A 19,738-nucleotide genomic window follows, 5' to 3' on the forward strand; every position below is an offset into this window, starting at 1 on the left:
TCCCGGTCGCGCAGCCTACGACAACGCCGGCTGCACATCCGCGACCGGCGCGGACTTGCCCCAGCGGGTCAGGATCACGCTGAGGCACGAGAGCACGCCGAGCACGCCCATCGAGGCGGCGGCGAGTGCGAAGAAGTTTTGCGCGCTCGCCTCATCCGTCGACAGCCACCAGCCGCCGGTGCCGATGAAGATCAGCCGCGCGGTCTGCGCCAGCACCGGGCCCAGCACCTTCGCGGCACCCTGCGAAGAGAAATACATCGACATCGCAAGGCCAATGAAGGCGTACATCGGCGCGGCGGTCGACAGATATTGATGGCTGGTCGCCCGCACATGCGGATCGCTGGTGAACAGGTTGACCCAGAGGTCGGGGAATACAGCAATGAAGCTGCCGACCACGCCAACCGACAGGAACGACACCGTGCCTGCGGTCCAGGCGATGCGCCGGGCACGCGCGACGCGTTCGGCGCCGACCGCCATGCCGATCATCGGCACCGAGGCGATGCCGACCGCGAAGGCGACCGAGGTCAGCATGAATTCGAGCCGCGCACCGATGCCGTAACCGGCGAGCACCGCGGTGCCGAACTGCGCCAGCATGTGGGTGAAGATCGAGATCGTCAGAACCGATTGCAGCGGCGAGAAGCAGGAGACGGCGCCGACCCTGAGGATGTCGATGAACATCGCCCATTGCACGCGCAGCCCCTTGAGCTTCGGCTTGACGCGGGCGCGGCCCGAGAACAGATACCAGCCCATCACGCTGATGCTGATCGAATAGGCGATCAGCGAGCCGGCGGCGACGCCGCGCATGCCGAACTGCGGCACCGGCCCGAGGCCGAGCCCGAGCGTGCCGCCAAGCATGATCTGCCACACCGCCGAGGACAGGATCATGGTCGACGGCAGTTTCATGTTGCCGGTGCCGCGCAGGATGCCGGCCATCGTGTTCATCAGCCAGGGCAGGATCGCGCCGCCGAAGAAAACCTGCGTATAGGCGATCGCCTGTGCCAGCACATTGCCGCGGCCGCCGAGCAGTTCGAGCAGGCGCGGACCGAAGATCAGCATGCCCAGCATGAAGGTGACGCCAAACGTCAGCCCGATCAGCAGCGCATGCATCGCCAGCGTCGAGGCGCGCTCGATCTCGCCGGCGCCGAGCGCGCGCGCGATCGCAGACGCGACGCCGCCGCCCATCGCGCCGCCGGACATCGTCATGGTCAGGATCACGCAGGGAAACACCAGCGCCATCGCCGCGAGCGACTCGACGCCGAGCCGGCCGATATAGGAGGTCTCCGCGATCACGACACAGGTACCGGCGGAGAGCGCGATCACGTTCGGCCACGCCAGCCACAACAGCGTGCGTAGAATCGGCCCGTCGAGCAGCGCATTGCGCGCCGGCTTGGTCACCGGCGGCGGCAGCGGCCGCTCTTGTTCGTCGACAGGTATTTCGGCGAGGCCGAGATCGGACATTTCTACTCCACTGCGCATGACCCGCCAAAGGGCGTGCGGTTTGGCGAAAAGGTCATGCGCCCAAATTTATGATTCAGAGCGCGATCGGACGCAAAACCGGCAACCACTTTTGCTGATCGCTCTCTGCGCGATCTGGGGAGCCGCGCCATGGTGTTTCCCTACCATGGCAGCGACGGATTCCACGTGCGCGGGACGCAAGGGGGGGCCTGCGCGATTGCAGGTGAACCCAAGTGAACCTCTGGTCTAGCCGATCGACCAGACGAACGGGGAGATCAGAGGTCACCCTCCCTGGAGGGGGAGGGTCGGCTCACCGCGAGCGAAGCGAGATGTGAGCCGGGGTGGGGTGATCTCTCCGCTCGGGCAGCGCCCGATATGAGAGACTTTCACCCCACCTCGGTTCGCATTTCATGCGAACCGATCCCAGAGCGAGCTCCGCTCGTCTCGACCCCTCCAGGGGAGGATGTCTGAGCTAGCCGATCGACCACACGAACGGCGCGCCGGCGGTGCTGTTCGGCTTCAGGTGCACCGGAATATGCCGTCCGCAGCCGGCTGCGAGGCCCTCGAACAGGCCGGTCAGCACGCTGGCGCAGGCCGGGTGATAATCGGCGACATCGGCCATCAGCTTCCAGCCCTGCTGGCGGATTTCGAACTGGCCCTCGGACTCGCTGATCTCGGCGACATCATCCTGCGACTCGAAGAGCGTGCGCAGAAATGCGGCAAATTCCGCGGCACGGCCACGGCTGCCGCCGAGCGCCTGCGCGACCTCATCGAAATACTGCATGCCAATCAGCCTGCCGGTGAGATGCAGCAGATAGCTCGCATCCTCAAGGCCAAACACCTGCACGATGACCGGCGCGGCCGTCTTCACATATTCCATCGCGTAGTTGCGATAGGCCTTCTCCAGCCGCTGACGCGGCCAGCTGTCGACCGGCAGCGCCGGCGCTGTGTTCGGATCGAACAACGGCGCCTCGAGGTGGCGCGCGAACACCAGGCGCTGGTCGAGCTCGAGCGGATGATCGTACTCGCAGTAATAGCCCTCGAGGCCATCTTGTCCGTCGACGCTCTGCTTGGTGCACACGAAGCCGAGCCTGAGATCGCCGAGCGCGACGCCGTTGTTGGCGTGCCAGCCGCGCAGCATCGCGCGTGAGACCTCGCCGGGCACGCCGCAGATCGCCGTGCCCTTCCAGATCCAGCGCGGCGGCGGATAGCGGATCCAGGCCTTGCGGTCGGTCTCGACCATGTATTCGACATGCACGCCGCCGATCCAGTTGGAGAGATAATGATACTGCGCGGCCGCCACCGCCGGCGGCAGGCCGTCGAGGCCGAGCTTCTTCAGGCCGGGCAGGAATCGCTCCTGCTGCTGCCGGCGAAACACGCGGAACACGAACTCGGCGGCATCAGCAGTGCCGCGCCGCGTGACCACGGTGAGGATCAGCCCGGTGAAGAAGGCGTGATAGAGATCGGCGACGCTGCGCCACTTCCGCCACTGCGCCTCGCGCGCGTCCTGATCTCCGCTCATGTTTGCTCCCGCTGTTGTCGTTGGCGAGATCAAGGCTCGCGCACATGATCGTAGCCCGGATGCAGCGAAGCGCAATCCGGGGCAGCTCAATCCGCGTATGCAGCGTCGCGGATTTCGCTAGCGCTTCATCCGGGCTACGTACGGAATATCGCTATACGCGAAAATGCTTGGAGAGCTTCAGGCCCTGCGCCTGATAGTTCGAGCCGATGCGCTGGCCGTAGAGCGCGTCGGGACGCTCGAGCATGCGCTCATAGACGAGACGGCCGACGATCTGGCCATGCTCGAGAATGAACGGCACCTCGCGCGAGCGCACTTCGAGCACGGCGCGCGCGCCCTTGCCGCCGGCGCCGGCATAGCCGAAGCCGGGATCGAAGAAGCCGGCGTAGTGGACGCGGAATTCGCCGACCAAAGGATCGAACGGCACCATCTCGGCGGCGTAGTCCGGCGGCACCTGCACGGCCTCTTTCGACGCCAGGATGTAGAACTCGCCGGGATCGAGAATCAGGCTGCCGTCAGGGCGCGCCTTGATCGGCTCCCAGAAATCGTCGACGGCATAGCCGCCGCGGCGATCGACATCGACCACGCCGGTGTGGCGCTTGGCACGATAGCCGACGAAGCCGCCCGAGCTCTCGCCGGAGAGATCGACCGAGAGCGCGACGCCATGGGTGAGATCGGCATTGTCGGCATCGACCAGCCGCTCGGCGGCATGCAGCGCATCGAGTTCGTCGGCGGTCAAGGTCGCCTCACCGATCCGGAAGCGCACCTGGCTGAGCCGCGAGCCCTCGCGCAGCAGCACGGGAAAGGTCTTCGGTGAGATCTCCGCATAGAGCGGGCCGTGATAGCCGGCGCCGATCATGTCGAAACGGCGGGTGCCGTCGGCGATCACGCGGGTGAAGACGTCGAGCCGTCCGGTCGAGCTCTTCGGATTGGCCGCCGCCACGATCTCCGGCGGCAGCGCGAGACTCTCCAGCAGCGGGACGATGTAGACGCAATTGGTCTCCAGCACCGCGCCGTCGGAGAGATCGATCTCGTGCAGCTTCAGCTGGTCGATCCGCTCGGCGACGGTGGCATCGGGTCCCGGGAGGAAGCTGGCGCGGACGCGGTAGGCGATGTCGCCAAGGCGCAGGTCGAGGCTCGCCGGCTGGATCTGGCTCTCGACGAAGTCGTAGGCGGGCAGGATGAGGCCGGCCTCCGCCATCTCCGCGATCATGCGGTCGGGCAGGATTCCGTTGGATTCATCTTCCAGCGTGAACGACACGATACGGTCCCTCGGCGATCCCTCGAGATGGCCCAAAATCATACTCTCCGCGGCCATCAAGCCCCAAAATATGGGCTTTTACGGGTTATCCGATGACCGTCTTGACGGAAAGGGCGCGAGGGAATATCAGCTGCACTTATCCCGTGGTGATTTGAGCCGGCCGGCTTGCAGCCACGTTAAATAAGTCGCTAAACAGGCCGGGGACAGTGTGATCCCGGCTTGTGGAGGTTTCTCCAGGCCGGTTTTTTTTGTGGCCATTTCCGAGGGAAATGGCCACTTCGGAGGTCACATGTCTGAATCTGAAGGTACCGCCCGCTTCCGTCCCGAAACCCGCCTGGTCCATGGCGGCACGCTCCGCTCGCAATTCGGGGAGACGTCGGAAGGGCTTTTTCTCACCCAGGGCTACGTCTACGACACCGCCGAGCAATGCGAGGCGCGCTTCAAGGGCCAGGATCCCGGCTTCATCTATTCGCGCTATTCCAACCCGACCATCGCGATGTTCGAGCGCCGCATGATCGAGCTCGAGGGCGCGGAAGCCGCGCGCTCGACTGCGACCGGCATGGCCGCGGTGACCACCGCGATCCTCGCACCGCTGAAGGCCGGCGATCACGTGGTGGCGTCGAAGGCGCTGTTCGGCTCCTGCCTCTATGTCGTGCAGGACCTGCTGCCGCGCTACGGCATCGAGACGACGCTGGTCGACGGCCTCGATCTCGACCAGTGGCAGCGCGCCTTGCGGCCGAACACAAAGAGCTTCTTCCTGGAGAGCCCGACCAACCCGACGCTCGACGTGCTCGATATCGCAGCGATCGCAGAGATCGCGCATAGCGGCGGCGCCCGGCTGATCGTCGACAACGTGTTCGCGACGCCGATCTGGCAGAGCCCGCTGTCGCTCGGCGCCGACGTCGTGGTCTATTCCGCGACCAAGCACATCGACGGCCAGGGCCGCTGCCTCGGCGGCGTCATCCTGTCGTCGGAGGCCTTCATCGCCGAGCACATCCATAATTTCATGCGCCAGACCGGTCCGTCGCTGTCGCCGTTCAACGCCTGGGTGCTGCTGAAGGGGCTGGAGACGCTCGGCGTCCGCGTCCGCGCACAGACCGAAAACGCTGCGAAGATCGCCGAGGCGCTGGCCAGGCATCCGAAGATCACGCGGCTGATTTATCCGGGCCGCCCCGATCATCCGCAGGCCGCGACGGTGAAGAAGCAGATGGGCGCCGGCTCGACGCTGGTCGGCTTCGAGGTCAAGGACGGCAAGGCAGGCGCGTTCCGCTGCCTCAACGCGCTGAAGATATCGCGGATCTCGAACAATCTCGGCGATGCCAAGAGCCTGGTCACGCATCCCGCGACCACGACGCATCAGCGCCTGGCGCCGGAGGCCCGCGCCGAACTCGGCATCAGCGAGGGCTTTATCCGCTTCTCGGCCGGGCTCGAGCACCCCGACGATTTGATCGAGGATTTCGAGCGCGCGCTGGAGCAGGTTTGAGGCGACTCTAGAAACCGCAAAGCAAGTCGAACTCCCTCTCCCGCTTGCGGGGGAGGCATAGGCGGCCTTCGGCCGCCGTTCCTGAGAACACGCCGATGCAAAGCATCGGCTACGGGTGGGGGCTCTCTCCACGAGTCATTCTGTGGAGAGAGCCCCCCACCCGGCGCTACGCGCCGACCTCCCCCGCAAGCGGGAGAGGTGAAGAAAGTGAGCCGCGCCCTAAACCAACAGCCCCTTCTGCTTGGCCAGATCCTTCAGCGACACCAGCGGCCGGGCGCCGATGTGCTGGATCACCTCGGCGGCGGCGAGCGCGCCGAGACGGCCGGCATTCTCATGGCCGACATTGCGGACAAGGCCGACCAGGAAGCCGGCCGCGAACAGATCGCCGGCGCCTGTCGTGTCGACGAGCTTGTCGATCGGAGAGGCCGGCGCTGAAGTAACGTCATTCCCGGAGATCACGACGCAGCCCTTTTCGCTGCGGGTGACGACGCCGAGCCTGGTGTCCTTGCCGAACTGCTTCAGCGCGGTGTCGAAATCGGAGGTCTGGTACAGCGAGTGCAGCTCGGACTCGTTTGAAAACACCAGGTCGACGATACCCTTGCGCATCAGATCGAGGAATTCGTCGCGGTAGCGATCGACGCAGAACGAATCCGACAGCGTCAGCGCGACCTGGCGGCCCGCGCCATGCGCAATATCAGCCGCCTTCACGAAGGCGTCCTTGGCGTTCTTCGGATCCCAGAGATAGCCTTCGAGATAGATGATGCTGGCGGCTGCGATCTGGGCCGGATCGATGTCGTCGGGCGTCAGGTCCTGCGCGGCGCCGAGATAGGTGTTCATGGTGCGCTCGCCGTCCGGCGTCACCAGGATGTAGGAGCAGCCGGTGGCCGGGCCGGCCTTGGCCGGCGCGGTGTCGAAGGTGACGCCGGCGGCGCGGATGTCGTGGACGTAAAGCTTGCCGATCTGGTCGTCCTTGACCTTGCCGACATAGGCGGCGCGGGCGCCGAGATTGCCGACGCCGACGATGGTGTTCGCAGCCGAGCCGCCCGACATCTCGGTCGCCACGCCCATGTCGCTGTAGATCGCGGTAGCGCGCGCTTCGTCGATCAGCTGCATCGAGCCCTTGGTCATGCCGTGACGGGCGAGGAATGCCTCATCTGTTTGCACCAGCACGTCAAAGATCGCGTTGCCGATCCCGAGAACGTCATATTTTGCGTCAGCCATAGACCTGCCCTGTGTTAACGCCACCCAACAAGAGCCGCGACCTATCACGTTACGCCTTGGGGCAGCAAGGGAAGCGGGCTGCCAGTTCCGTCATTCGCCGCGCGCTCGTTAGCCGTCACCCGCAAAGGCTTCGCCTTTGTCGCTGGAGGTGCGAGCCTCTTCGGCGAGCCTCGAAGGGTGCACGGCCCATCTGTGGCCGATTCATCCTTCGAGGCTCGCTCCGCTCGCACCTCAGGAGACGGGTTTGATAGGGCGGGCGCTGGCAGCAACGCAGGCGGCTGCTATAGAGACACCATGTTCCGCTCCTTCCTCACGGTCTCCTCGGGAACGCTGGCCTCGCGACTGCTCGGTTTCGTGCGCGATTCCGTGATCGCGGCGCTGCTCGGCGCGGGGCCGGTGGCGGATGCGTTCCTGGCGGCATTCCAGCTTGTGAATGTCGTGCGACGGCTGCTGGCTGAGGGCGGGCTGAATGCCGCTTTGGTGCCGGCATGGCTGAAGATGCGCGATGCTGATGGCGCGGCGGCAGCGACCGCGTTTGCCGGCCGCGTGCTCGGCACCATCAGCGCCGCAGTCATCGCAGCCGCGCTCGTGATCGGCGCGCTGATGCCGCTGGTGATCGCCGCGATCGCGCCCGGTTTCGTCGGCCGCGACACCCTGCAATTCGCCGTCGACAACGCAAGGCTGATGCTGCCCTATCTCGCCTTCGCCGGTCCCGTCACCGTGATGATGGCGCTGCTCAACGCGCAGGGACGCTTCGCGCTGACCGCGTTCTCGCCGCTGCTGTTCAACATCGCGCTGATATCAGTGATGGCCGTGCTGCTGGCGCGGCAGCAGGAGCCGGTGCAGGCCGCGCTTGTCATGGCGGCCACGATCGGCGTCGCCGGCTTCCTGCAACTGTCGATGCTGGCGCTGCGCGGGGCAAAGCTCGCTTCGCCGGTCCGCGTCTCCTTCGATCCCGAGATGCGCGGCTTTCTCGGCCGCGCGGTCCCCGGCATGGTCGCGAGCAGTGCGCCGCAATGGCTTGTCGTGGCAGGCGCGGTGATCGCATCCACCTCGCCATCGGCGGTGTCGTGGCTCTATTTCGCCAACCGCCTGCTCGAGCTGCCGCTCGGCATCGTCGGCGTCGCGATGGGCACGGTACTGATCCCGGAGATGACGCGCGCCGTGCGCAGCGGCGAGCCCATCGCGATCGCGCATGCGGAATCGCGCGCGCTGGAGCTCGCGGCCGGGCTCGCGCTGCCGGCAACGCTCGGCCTGATGGTGCTGAGCGAGCCGATCGTGCGGATGCTGTTCGAGCGCGGCGCGTTCACCGCGGAGGATACCGCCGCCACCGCGCAGGCCCTGATCTGGCTGACACTGGCGCTGCCCGCGCATGTGCTGGTGAAGGCGCTGTCGCCGGCGTTCTTCGCCCGCGAGGACACGCTCACGCCGCTGTTTGCGACGCTGAAGGCCGTCGTGGTGGCGATCGCGGCGGCCTTCCTGCTTGGCCATATCTTCGGCGCCAGCGGAATTGCCGCAGGCATTGCGCTCGGCGCCTGGAGCAATGCGCTGGCGCTGATCCGCAAGGGGGCGGTGACCTTCGGCTTTTCGATCGACGCCGAGGCGCGCCGCCGGCTGCCGCGCATCCTGGGCGCAACGCTTGCGATGGGCGTCCTGCTATGGCTCGCAGAGGGCGCGCTGCCGGCCGCCGGCGACCACGGTTTGGTGCGCGCAGCCGCCCTGCTCGTGCTGATCGCGGCCGGTATCGCCGGTTACGGGCTCCTCTTGCAGCTTTTCGGCGTCACCGACTGGCGCGATGCGGTTAACGCCATCAGGCAAAGACGTCCCGCCTGACTTGCGCGCGCGGGGCTTAAGTGGCAAACGACGCCGCAAAAGCAGCGGCCATTTCCGGGAAATAACACCATGGCGTTCGTTGAACGGGTCTTCTCAGGCGTCCAGCCGACGGGCAATCTGCACCTCGGCAACTATCTCGGCGCCATCGTCAACTTCGTGAAGATGCAGCAGACCCATAACTGCATCTATTGCGTCGTCGACATGCATGCGATCACGCAGGGCGTCGAGGTCTGGGGCGGCCCGGCCGAGCTTGCGCGCAACACCCGCGAGGTGACCGCGGCCTTCATCGCCGCCGGCATCGATGCCAAGAAGCATATCGTGTTCAACCAGAGCCAGATCGCCGGCCATGCCGAGCTGACCTGGATCTTCAACTGCGTCGCGCGGATCGGCTGGCTGAACCGCATGACGCAGTTCAAGGAGAAGGCCGGCAAGGACCGCGAGAACGCCTCCGTCGGCCTCTACGACTATCCGGTGCTGATGGCCGCCGACATCCTGCTCTACCGCGCCACCCACGTGCCGGTCGGCGAGGACCAGAAGCAGCATCTGGAGCTGTCCCGCGACATCGCCCAGAAGTTCAACAATGACTTCGGCGATTCGATCCGTGGCCATGGCTTTGCCGACGGCCTGCTCTTCCCGCAGCCCGAGCCGCTGATCACGGGGCCGGCGACGCGGGTGATGAGCCTGCGCGACGGCACCAAGAAGATGTCGAAGTCGGACGCCTCGGACAATTCGCGCATCAACCTCACCGACGATGCCGACACCATCGCGCAGAAGATCCGCAAGGCGAAGACCGATCCGGAGCCGCTGCCGTCGGAGGAGAAGGGCCTCGAGACCCGCCCCGAGGCCGACAATCTGGTCGGCATCTACGCCGCGCTCGCCGGCATCTCCAAGCAGGAGGTGCTGACGCAGTTCGGCGGCGGGCAATTCTCCAGCTTCAAGAACGCGCTGGTCGAGGTTTGCGTCGCAAAACTGGCGCCGATCGCCTCCGAGATGAAGAAGCTGGTTGCCGATCCCGGCCACGTCGATTCGATCCTGGCGGACGGCGCCAACCGCGCCCGCGGCATCGCCGACGAGACCATGCACATCACCAAGGACATCGTCGGCTTCATCCGCCCGCGTTGACGCACAAGCCGGCAACTGTGCACTCCCTCTCCCAAACGGCGAGGGAGTATGGCAGCATGGGTTGGTTTGGTTCAGCACCGGGACATGCATGACCACCCAGCGACGAAGCTACGAGACAGGTCACAAGCCGAAATGCCTCGTCATCGTTGACGACACGGCTGAATGGGACCGCGCGGTGTATTACGCCAGCCGATGGGCCATCCGGGTCGGCGGCGGCGTCGTGATGCTGCGGGTGATCGAGACCGAGGACCAGAACCAGCAATGGCTCGGGGTCGCCGACATCATGCGCGCCGAGGCCGAGGAGGCCGCCAATGAGGCGCTCGACCGCGCCGCCGGCCGCGCCAACGGGATCGCCGCGATCACCCCGGAGCGGGCGATTCGCGAGGGCGACCCGACCGAGCAGATCCTCGACGTGATCGAGAAGGACGTCGATATCGCGATGCTGGTGCTGGCGGCCAATCCGGGCCCCGAGGGGCCCGGGCCGATCATCACCACCATGGCCAAGACCATGGGCGCGTTCCCGATCCCGGTGACCATCGTGCCCGGCGGCCTGACCGACGCCGAGATCGACGCCCTGTCGTAGGCGCTATCGGCCCCGAAACCGCTCCAGGGGCATGGGTACGGGCCTGGAACCGCGGTTTTGCGGCTTGATCGCGGGCTTTTTAATTGCCATTTCATACGGGGAACCCAACGCGCCGGCCTTGAACCGGCGACGCCGGAGACAGCAAATGTTCATTCAGACCGAAGCCACACCGAATCCCGCCACCCTGAAATTCATCCCGGGCCGCCTGGTGCTCGACAGCGGGACCATGGAATTCTCGTCGCCCGAATCCGCCGCACGCTCGCCGCTCGCCGAACGGCTGTTCGCCGTCACAGGCGTCACCGGCGTGTTCTACGGCGCCGACTTCATCACCGTGACCAAGGCGGACGGCGACTGGCAGCACCTCAAGCCCGCGATCCTCGGCGCCATCATGGAGCATTACATGTCCGGCGCGCCGCTGCTCGCCGACGGCACCGCTGGCAGCGACGACATCAGCGATGAGGCAGACGAGTTCTTCGACGAGGCCGACGCCGAGACGGTCGAGCAGATCAAGGACCTGATCGAGACCCGGGTGCGTCCGGCGGTCGCCAATGACGGCGGCGACATCACCTTCCGCGGCTTCAAGGACGGCATCGTCTATCTCAACATGAAGGGCTCCTGCGCCGGCTGCCCGTCATCGACCGCAACCTTGCAACACGGCATCCAGAACCTGCTCCGGCACTTCGTGCCCGACGTGCAGGAAGTCCGGCCGATGTGATGGAGAGGCGAATATTGAGTGGCGAATGGCGAATAGCGATCCGCGCTGAGACCCTATTCGCCATTCCCTACTCGCTATTCGCCCTCCCATGATGATTCTCGCCATCGATACCGCGCTCGACGCCTGCTCCGCGGCGGTGCTCGACACCACCTCCGGCAATACCATCGCGATCGAATCGCAAGCGATGCAGCGCGGCCATGCCGAGGCGCTGATGCCGCTGATCGCGCGGGTGATGAAAGAGAGCGGCATCGGATTTGCCGGGCTTGACCGCATCGCCGTCACCACCGGCCCCGGCAGTTTCACCGGCCTGCGCGTCGGCCTCTCGGCGGCGCGCGGCATTGCGCTGGCCGCGTCCAAGCCGGTCGTCGGGCTGTCGACGCTCGCCGCTTACGCTGCGCCCGTGGTTGCCGAGAATGGCGAGAATCCGATCCTGTCGGCGATCGATGCGCGTCACGATCATGTCTATTTCCAGTTGGTGGGCGGCGACGGAAGCTTGATGCTCAAGCCGAAAGTTGCGCCGATCGCGGAAGCGCTCGAAGCCGCCCAATACGGTGCGCTGCATCTGGTCGGCAACGCCGCAAATATCCTCGCCGAGCGCTGGCCCGCCGACGCAACGCCGCCGGTGAAGATCGACCGGCAACCGGCGCCCGACATCACCTGGGTCGCCTGGGTCGGCGCCGCCGTGGATCCCGAAACGGCGCCGCCGCGTCCGTTCTATCTGCGCGCCCCCGATGCGAAGCCGCCAAAGGATCGCCTCGTCATCAGCGCGCCGCCATCGACATGAGCGGCTGGCTGTCGCGATGGTGGGGCGGCGGCACGCCCGCGGTCGAGCCCGCATCTCTGCGTGATGCGGCGCGGCTCGCCCAATTGCACGGCGCGTCGTTTCATCGCGGCTGGGGCGAGGGCGAATTCGAGGCAATGCTGACCGAGCGCAACACGCTGGTGCATCGGCTGCGGCAGGGCCGCAAGGTGATCGGCTTTGCCGTCTCGCGGATGGCCGCGGACGAAGCGGAAATCCTGTCGATTGCGATCGATTCCAATCAGCGCGGGCGCGGCCTGTCGCGCGACCTGCTGTTGACCCATCTCGGCCATCTTGCCGGCCGCGGCATCCGCACCATCTTCCTCGAGGTCGAAGAGAACAATGCGCCGGCGCGACGGCTCTATGAAAGGGCCGGATTCGGCGTGATCGGCCGCCGCGAACGCTATTACAAGCAGCCCGGTGGGGAACATTTGAACGCGCTTCTGATGCGGCGCGACTTGTCGTAACATCGGCGCGATGGCAGAACAGCGCCCTGCTCTGCCACCCAAGGTTTGAAGAATACGGCCTGAAACCCATGACCACGGTGAAAATCCCGCCGGCGCAGAAAAATACCGGCATCGAGGCGCGCTGCGCCGCGACCGGCATGCGCATGACCGAACAGCGCCGCGTGATCGCGCGGGTGCTGGCGGAGGCGATGGACCATCCCGACGTCGAGGAGCTCTACCGCCGCTGTGTGGCGGTCGACGACAAGATCTCGATCTCGACGGTCTATCGCACCGTCAAGCTGTTCGAGGATGCAGGGATCATCGAGCGTCACGACTTCCGTGAGGGCCGTGCGCGCTACGAGCAGATGCCCGAGAGCCATCACGACCACCTGATCAATCTGCGCGACGGCAAGGTGATCGAGTTCACCTCCGAGGAAATCGAGAAGCTGCAGGCCGAGATCGCGCGCAAGCTCGGCTACAAGCTGGTCGATCACCGTCTCGAGCTCTATTGCGTCCCGCTCGACGACGACAGCAAGTCGTAGGCGCGCGTCACGCATCGCCAGATCATGAGCTTCGATCTCGTCATCTTCGATTGCGACGGCGTGCTGGTCGACAGCGAGGTGATCTCCTGTCGCGCGCATGCGGACACGCTGACGCGGCACGGCTTTCCGATCACGCCGGACGGGGTGCTGAAGCGTTTCCTCGGCGTTTCCGACCGCGAGGCGCGGCGGATCGTGGAAAGCGAGATCGGCCGCGCGTTGCCCGAGAGCTTCGAGGCCGAGGTCAAGCACGCGACGCTGAGCTTCTACGCCAACGATCTCAGCGCGATCGCGCATGTCGGTGACGCCATCGCCGCGCTCACCTTGCCGAAATGCGTGGCGTCCAGCGGAACGCCGGAAAAGATCCATCACGGCCTGACCTGCGCCGGGCTCTACGACCAGCTCGCGCCGCATATCTTCTCCGCTGCGCAGGTCAAGCGCGGCAAGCCGGCGCCGGATCTGTTTCTGTTCGCGGCCACCCAGATGGCTGCACGGCCGGAACGCTGCGTCGTGATCGAGGACAGTGTGGCTGGCGTCACCGGCGGGTGCGCCGCCGGAATGACCGTGCTCGGCTTTTACGGCGGCAGCCATTGCACAGCGGAACACGAGGCCATGTTGCGCGAGGCCGGCGCGGCCATAACCTTCGCCGATATGCGCCAATTGCCCGATTTGATCGCCCGGGCCGGCCAAAAACACGGCTCGATCGCTGGATTTTCCCCGGTTTAGGCTATATTTCAGCCCCGGCGCCCGGATGGCGCCGTTTCCTTTCCGCAATCAGGGTTCCATGACGACGCCGCGCAAACTGCACATCAAGTCCTATGGCTGCCAGATGAACGTCTACGATGCGCAACGCATGGTGGACACGCTGGCCGGCGAGGGCTTTGTCGAGACCGCGAGCGCCGAAGACGCCGACCTCGTGATCCTCAACACCTGCCATATCCGCGAGAAGGCGTCGGAGAAGGTCTACTCCGAACTCGGGCGGCTTCGCGTCGCCAAGGATGAAGCCGCGCGGGCAGGCCGCGAGATGAAGATCGCGGTCGCCGGCTGCGTCGCGCAGGCCGAGGGCGCCGAGATAATCAACCGCGCACCGACCGTCGACATCGTGGTCGGGCCACAGAGCTATCATCATCTGCCTGAACTGCTGAAGCGCGCAAAGGAGAACGGCCGCGCGCTCGAGACCGAATTTCCGGTCGAGGACAAGTTCGGCTTCCTGCCGCAGCCGAAGCCGGATGCGATCCGCGCCCGCGGCATCTCCGCCTTCGTCACGGTGCAGGAAGGTTGCGACAAGTTCTGCACCTTCTGCGTGGTGCCCTATACGCGCGGCGCGGAAGTCTCGCGTCCGGTCGCCAGGATCATCGACGACGTGAAGCAGCTCGCCGACAATGGCGTGCGCGAATTCACCCTGATCGGACAGAACGTCAACGCCTATCATGGCGAAGGCCCCGACGGCGGCGCCTGGTCGCTCGGCAAATTGCTCCAACGGCTTGCCGAGATTCCCGGCGTCACCCGGCTGCGCTATTCGACCAGCCATCCGCGCGATGTGGACGATGATTTGATCGCGGCGCACCGCGATCTGCCCCAGCTGATGCCGTTCGTGCACCTGCCCGTGCAATCGGGCGCGGACCGGATCCTTGCGGCCATGAACCGCAAACATACCGCCGATGACTACCGACGTGTCATCGACCGGTTCCGGGCGGCGCGGCAAGACATTGCTTTTTCATCAGATTTTATCGTGGGCTTCCCCGGCGAGACGAGGGAAGAATTTTCCGCCACCCTCGCGCTTGTCACGCAAATCGGGTACGCTGCGGCGTATTCATTCAAGTATTCGCCACGGCCGGGCACGCCGGCGGCGGAGATGCGGGAGACGGTGTCAGCAGCCGAGATGGACGAGCGCTTGGGGCGGCTTCAGGAATTGATCGACAGCCAGCAATCGGCCTTCAACCGTGCTGCGATCGGCACAACGGTCGATGTGCTGTTCGAGCGCGCCGCGCGCAATCCGGGCCAGATCGTCGGGCGCACCGCCTATCTGCAGCCCGCCCATGTGATGGCATCGCCTGACATCATCGGCCAGGTCCTCCCGGTGAGGATCGACAGCCTCGAGCGCTACAGCCTGATCGGCGAGCTTGCGACACCGGCAGCGCCGCGCCTCTTTTCGCAGACCATTGGAGCCTGAAATCCTTGCCAAAAAGCGCATCGGATTCGTCTTCGCTCGCTCCCAGCCGCAAACCTGACCGCGACATGCAAATGCCACCTGAGACCCGGGCCCCTGAGACACAGGTCGTCATCGATTTCGACGACAACCGCGCCGCATCCGCGCTGGTCGGCCCCTACGGACAGAATCTGGCGTTGATCGAGCGGCGGCTCGGCGTCGTGGTCGATTCCCGCGGCAACCACGTCACCATCGCGGGCTCCCGCGACGGCTGCGACGCGGCCCGGCGCGTGCTGGAGACGCTTTACGCGCAGGCCGTCGCAGGCCACGACCTCGATCAGGGCGAAGTCGAGGGCGCGATCCGCGCCGTGATCGCGCAGGGCTCGCTGTTCGAATTCGACAACAAGACCGCCAAGCCGACCTTCGAGACGATCAATCTGCGCAAGCGTCCGGTGCGCGCCCGCACCGCTGCGCAGGATTCTTACATCCGCGCGCTGAAGCGGCATGAGCTGGTGTTCGGCATCGGCCCGGCCGGCACCGGCAAGACCTGGCTCGCGGTTGCCCACGCGGCGCAGCTGTTCGAGCGCAAGGAGGTCGATCGCATCATCCTGACGCGGCCCGCGGTCGAGGCCGGCGAACGGCTCGGCTTCCTGCCCGGCGACCTCAAGGAGAAGGTCGATCCGTATCTGCGCCCGATCTATGATGCGCTGTACGATCTGATGGATGCCCGCGTCGTCGAGCGCGCGCTGCAGGGCAACGAGATCGAGATCGCGCCGCTCGCCTTCATGCGCGGCCGCACCCTGACCAATGCCGCCATCATCCTCGACGAGGCGCAGAACACCACGACGATGCAGATGAAGATGTTCCTGACGCGTCTCGGCGAGAACAGCCGGATGATCGTCACCGGCGACCCGTCGCAGGTCGACCTGCCGCATGGCCAGGCTTCGGGGCTCACGGAAGCCGTGAAGCTGCTCGATGGTGTCGAAGGCATCGCGCAGGTGCATTTCAAGGCCGAGGACGTCATCCGCCATGAATTGGTGGCGCGCATCGTGGCCGCCTATGAGGGATTGCCGCAAAAGCCGGCAAACGCCAGATCTTGAGACCAATAGCTTCGGCCGCGAGCCCGCGCGATGCGGGTTCCGGCCATAACGCAGATTTTGAAACGAACGTGTCCGCTTTTCCTGCAACCGAGGTTCTCGTCACCGCCGAATGCTGGCAGGCCGAGCCCGACGCCGACGCGGTGATCCATCGCGCCATCGAGGCTGCCGCCGCAATCGCCGATGCCGATGTCGCCGATGCCGAGCTTGCGGTGATGCTGACCGACGATTCCGGGATCCGCACCCTCAACGCCAATTGGCGCAGCATGGACAAGCCCACCAACGTGCTGTCGTTTCCGGCGCTACAGCCGGAAGGCGGCGGCGGGCCTGACGATGCCCCGCGCATGCTCGGCGACATCGCGATCGCCTATGAGACGACGCGGCGGGAAGCCGATGAGGAACAGAAACCGTTCGACCATCATTTGAGCCACCTCGCGGTGCATGGCTTCCTGCATCTGATCGGTTACGACCACGAGAACGACGACGATGCCGAGGACATGGAGTCGCTCGAGCGCGAGATCCTGTCCTCCCTCGGCATTCCCGACCCCTATGCGGATCGGATCGCCTGACATGCCGGATTCCGAACCGACCCACGACAATCCGCGCAACGTGAGCAACCTGCCCGCGGTCGTGCACGACGGCGAGGTGCAGCGCCCGGCCGCCGAGGGCTGGCTGGTGCGCGCCATCCGCACGCTGTTCGGCTGGAAGGCCGGCTCGGTGCGCGACGACCTTCAGGTGGTGCTCGACGCCTCGACGCCCGACGATGTCGGCTTCTCGGCGATCGAGCGCACCATGCTGCGCAATATCCTGTCGCTGAACGAGCGGCGGATCGCCGACGTCATGGTGCACCGCGCCGACATCGTCGCGGTCAAGCGCGACATCCCGCTCGGCGAGCTGATGAGCCTGTTCGAGAGCGCCGCGCATTCGCGGCTCGTCGTCTACAACGAGACCCTCGACGATCCCGAAGGCATGGTGCACATCCGCGACCTGCTCGCCTTCATGACCGCGAAGGCGCGCGTCACCGATGCGACCAAGACCAAGCGCAAGAAGCCGTTCCCGGCCGGGCTCGATCTGCGCAGCGTCGATCTCGCGCTGCCGCTGGCCGAAGCCCATATCATCCGCAAACTGCTCTATATCCCACCGTCGATGCGCGCGATCGACCTCTTGGCGCAGATGCAGGCCTCGCGGATCCATCTCGCGCTGGTGGTCGACGAATATGGCGGCACCGACGGGCTGGTGTCGATCGAGGATATTGTCGAGCAGATCGTCGGCGAAATCGACGACGAGCACGATTCCGACGAGCCGCCGTCCATCGTCCGCCAGCCGGACAACTCCTTTGTTGCCGACGCACGCGCCAGCCTGGACGATGTCCGTTCGGTGATCGGCGAGGACTTCGTGACCGGCGAGGCCGGCGAGGAGGTCGAGACGCTCGGCGGCTATCTCGTCTCGTTCGTCGGCCGCCTGCCGGTGCGCGGCGAGGTGATTTCCGGTCCCGGCAATTACGAGGTCGAGGTGCTCGACGCCGATCCCCGGCGGGTCAAGCGCGTGCGGGTCACAACGCGCAAGGAACGGCCGGCGCCGCGCAAGGAACGCGAACGGCGCCGCGAGCAGGCACCGGACTCCGGCAACCCCCAGGCGAATGACAACATGCCGCCGCCCGGCGAGGGAGCCGGTCCGCAGTGAGGCTGTCAGACAAACTCCGCTCGGTCGGACTTGCGATCATTTTGACCTGGGGATGGACGCGCGCGGTCCTCGCGCTCACAGCCGGCGCACTGTCCTCGCTGGCGATGGCGCCGTTCAACGCCTGGCCAGTGCTGTTTCTGACGTTTTCGATCGCGGTCTGGCTGATCGACGGCGCTGCTGCCGGGCGCTGGCGCGGCGTGCCCGCCGCAGCGCTGTCCGGCTTCTGGTTCGGCCTCGGCTATTTCGTGCCGGGACTGTACTGGATCGGCTACGCCTTCTTCGTCGATGCCGACACTTTCGCCTGGCTGACGCCGTTCGCGGTGCTCGGCCTGCCCGCCTATCTCGCGCTGTTCACCGCGTTCGGCTTCGGGCTGGCAAGGCTGATCTGGCCGCGCGACGCCTCGCGGGTGCTGGCGCTGGCGGTCAGCCTGACGATCTCTGAGTGGCTGCGCGGCCATCTCCTGAGCGGCTTTCCGTGGAACGCGTTCGGCTACGCGCTGACCGAGCCGCTGGCGCTCGCGCAGACCGCGTCGCTGATCGGGCTGTGGGGCATGACGTTCCTGGCCGTCGCGATCTTCGCAAGCCCGGCGGTGCTGATCGACGGCGCCTCGCGCGGCCGCAAGCCGTGGCGCGCGCCGGTGGCGGCCGTGCTGGTTCTCGCCGCGATGCTGGCGTTCGGCGCGGTCCGCCTCTCGCAGCAGCCGACCAGCATGGTCAGCGGGGTCAAGCTGCGCATCATGCAGCCCGATCTGCAGCAGGACGCCAAGTTCAACTACTCCGCCAAGGCGGCGGTGATGCAGAAATATCTCACATTGTCGGATCGCGCGTCCGGGCCGCATTCGACCGGCGTGAGCGATGCCACCATCCTGATCTGGCCGGAATCCGCGTTTCCGTTCTTCCTGACCAAGGAAGCCGACGCGATGGCGCAGATCGCCGATCTCCTGCCGAAGGGAACCGTGCTGATCACCGGCTCGGTGCGGGCACCCGATCTGCCGCCAAACGTCCGCGTCACGCGCGCCTATAATTCGATCTACGTCATCGACCACGACGGCAGCGTGCTCGCGGTCTACGACAAGCTGCACCTTGTGCCATTCGGAGAATATCTGCCGTTCCAGGACTGGATGGAGAAGCTCGGCCTGGTGCAGCTCACCAAGGTGCAGGGCGGCTACATTGCCGGCACGATCCGCCGCACGCTCGACATTCCCAATGCGCCGCGCGCGCTGCCCTTGATCTGCTACGAGGCGATCTTTCCCGGCAATGTCGTGAGCCGCGACGATCGTCCCGGCTGGATCGTCAACGTCACCAATGACGGCTGGTTCGGAATCTCGACCGGCCCCTATCAGCATTTGCAGCAGGCCCGGCTGCGCTCGATCGAGGAAGGCCTGCCGCTGGTGCGTGCCGCGAATACGGGCATCTCGGCCGTCATCGACCCGCTCGGGCGAATCGTTGCGCAACTTGGGCTCGGCACCGAAGGCGTGCTCGATGCCGGACTGCCGGCGGCGATCGCGCCGACGATCTATGCGCGCGCCGGGAACATCCCCGCCGCCGTGATTGTGTTGGTTGCCCTCGCAATCGTATTGCGGAGACGTTTTGTCAGGCGAAAAGCCTGATCCTGCATATCGCCGGTTGTCGCGAACCCGAAAAAACGTCGAAATTTACCTCAGCGCGATTCCACCAGTTGACAGATCGACCGTGCACTTCGCATTGTACGGGTCCACGCGAAATCACAAGCCAAGTCAGCCCCTTTGCGCAAATTGTCCGCATTTCGTCCCGATCCTCCTTGCAGGATTTGACGGCACCGGCGCCTGAGGCATACTCCACGTCCAACTTGCC

Annotated in this window: 18 protein-coding genes and 1 riboswitch; of the genes, 14 read left to right on the top strand and 4 right to left on the bottom strand. The window is 65.7% G+C overall.

Annotated elements, in window-relative coordinates; all coding sequences use genetic code 11:
- Window positions 1–15 precede the first annotated feature (15 nt).
- The 3 genes from AC628_RS08610 to AC628_RS08620 all read right to left on the bottom strand — a co-directional run bounded on the left by AC628_RS08610 (window position 16) and on the right by AC628_RS08620 (window position 4,235).
- On the bottom strand, window positions 16–1,458 hold the full coding sequence (locus tag AC628_RS08610) for an MATE family efflux transporter (protein ID WP_074126310.1): 1,443 nt from the start codon (window positions 1,456–1,458) through the stop codon (window positions 16–18).
- A 469-nt stretch (window positions 1,459–1,927) separates the two neighbouring features.
- On the bottom strand, window positions 1,928–2,977 hold the full coding sequence (locus tag AC628_RS08615; RefSeq protein WP_074126311.1) for a hypothetical protein: 1,050 nt from the start codon (window positions 2,975–2,977) through the stop codon (window positions 1,928–1,930).
- A gap of 151 nt (window positions 2,978–3,128) precedes the next feature.
- Window positions 3,129–4,235, bottom strand: a complete 1,107-nt coding sequence (locus tag AC628_RS08620) for a 2'-deoxycytidine 5'-triphosphate deaminase (protein ID WP_074126373.1) — start codon at window positions 4,233–4,235, stop codon at window positions 3,129–3,131.
- A 133-nt stretch (window positions 4,236–4,368) separates the two neighbouring features.
- Window positions 4,369–4,448: riboswitch (SAM riboswitch) on the top strand.
- Window positions 4,449–4,524: 76 nt separating this feature from the next.
- On the opposite strand from AC628_RS08620, the gene AC628_RS08625 reads away from it, so the two are divergent.
- Window positions 4,525–5,718: an O-succinylhomoserine sulfhydrylase gene (locus AC628_RS08625; protein ID WP_074126313.1), complete on the top strand. Its 1,194-nt coding sequence runs from the start codon at window positions 4,525–4,527 to the stop codon at window positions 5,716–5,718.
- Between the two features lie 219 nt (window positions 5,719–5,937).
- Here the strand turns inward: AC628_RS08625 and AC628_RS08630 are convergent, their stop codons facing one another.
- On the bottom strand, window positions 5,938–6,939 hold the full coding sequence (locus AC628_RS08630) for an adenosine kinase (protein ID WP_074126314.1): 1,002 nt from the start codon (window positions 6,937–6,939) through the stop codon (window positions 5,938–5,940).
- Between the two features lie 294 nt (window positions 6,940–7,233).
- On the opposite strand from AC628_RS08630, the gene murJ reads away from it, so the two are divergent.
- The 13 genes from murJ (at window position 7,234) to lnt (ending at window position 19,515) form a co-directional block, all read left to right on the top strand.
- Window positions 7,234–8,772, top strand: a complete 1,539-nt coding sequence (murJ, locus tag AC628_RS08635) for a murein biosynthesis integral membrane protein MurJ (RefSeq protein ID WP_074126317.1) — start codon at window positions 7,234–7,236, stop codon at window positions 8,770–8,772.
- 69 nt (window positions 8,773–8,841) lie between these two features.
- Entirely contained in the window at window positions 8,842–9,894 is a 1,053-nt protein-coding gene (gene trpS, locus AC628_RS08640) for a tryptophan--tRNA ligase (protein ID WP_074126319.1), read from the top strand.
- A gap of 88 nt (window positions 9,895–9,982) precedes the next feature.
- On the top strand, window positions 9,983–10,477 hold the full coding sequence (locus AC628_RS08645) for a universal stress protein (protein WP_074126322.1): 495 nt from the start codon (window positions 9,983–9,985) through the stop codon (window positions 10,475–10,477).
- Between the two features lie 145 nt (window positions 10,478–10,622).
- On the top strand, window positions 10,623–11,192 hold the full coding sequence (locus AC628_RS08650) for a NifU family protein (RefSeq protein WP_074126325.1): 570 nt from the start codon (window positions 10,623–10,625) through the stop codon (window positions 11,190–11,192).
- A gap of 88 nt (window positions 11,193–11,280) precedes the next feature.
- Window positions 11,281–11,976 carry a tRNA (adenosine(37)-N6)-threonylcarbamoyltransferase complex dimerization subunit type 1 TsaB gene (gene tsaB / locus AC628_RS08655; protein WP_074126327.1) on the top strand — a complete coding sequence of 232 codons (696 nt, stop codon included), beginning with the start codon at window positions 11,281–11,283 and terminating at the stop codon, window positions 11,974–11,976.
- Entirely contained in the window at window positions 11,973–12,458 is a 486-nt protein-coding gene (gene rimI / locus AC628_RS08660; RefSeq protein ID WP_074126328.1) for a ribosomal protein S18-alanine N-acetyltransferase, read from the top strand. Before tsaB ends, rimI begins: the two co-directional genes overlap by 4 nt.
- A 68-nt stretch (window positions 12,459–12,526) precedes the next feature.
- A complete protein-coding gene (locus AC628_RS08665) occupies window positions 12,527–12,979 on the top strand; it encodes a Fur family transcriptional regulator (protein ID WP_050629064.1) in 453 nt (150 codons plus the stop codon).
- Between the two features lie 24 nt (window positions 12,980–13,003).
- Window positions 13,004–13,702 (top strand): HAD family hydrolase, encoded by a 699-nt coding sequence (locus AC628_RS08670; protein WP_074126330.1) that lies wholly within the window; start codon window positions 13,004–13,006, stop codon window positions 13,700–13,702.
- A 58-nt stretch (window positions 13,703–13,760) separates the two neighbouring features.
- The gene (gene miaB, locus AC628_RS08675) at window positions 13,761–15,149 is read left to right on the top strand and encodes a tRNA (N6-isopentenyl adenosine(37)-C2)-methylthiotransferase MiaB (RefSeq protein WP_074126375.1); all 1,389 of its coding nucleotides are present in this window, start codon (window positions 13,761–13,763) and stop codon (window positions 15,147–15,149) included.
- A gap of 5 nt (window positions 15,150–15,154) precedes the next feature.
- Entirely contained in the window at window positions 15,155–16,225 is a 1,071-nt protein-coding gene (locus tag AC628_RS08680) for a PhoH family protein (RefSeq protein ID WP_083632723.1), read from the top strand.
- Window positions 16,226–16,293: 68 nt separating this feature from the next.
- A complete protein-coding gene (gene ybeY / locus AC628_RS08685) occupies window positions 16,294–16,791 on the top strand; it encodes an rRNA maturation RNase YbeY (RefSeq protein ID WP_074126332.1) in 498 nt (165 codons plus the stop codon).
- Window position 16,792: 1 nt separating this feature from the next.
- Entirely contained in the window at window positions 16,793–17,905 is a 1,113-nt protein-coding gene (locus tag AC628_RS08690) for a hemolysin family protein (protein ID WP_074126335.1), read from the top strand.
- The gene (gene lnt, locus AC628_RS08695; protein ID WP_074126338.1) at window positions 17,902–19,515 is read left to right on the top strand and encodes an apolipoprotein N-acyltransferase; all 1,614 of its coding nucleotides are present in this window, start codon (window positions 17,902–17,904) and stop codon (window positions 19,513–19,515) included. The genes AC628_RS08690 and lnt overlap by 4 nt, the downstream gene beginning before the upstream one ends.
- Window positions 19,516–19,738: the final 223 nt, after the last annotated feature.

The sequence above is a fragment of the Bradyrhizobium sp. NAS96.2 genome, from assembly GCF_001908235.1.
In the GTDB taxonomy this organism is placed as follows: Bacteria; Pseudomonadota; Alphaproteobacteria; order Rhizobiales; family Xanthobacteraceae; genus Bradyrhizobium.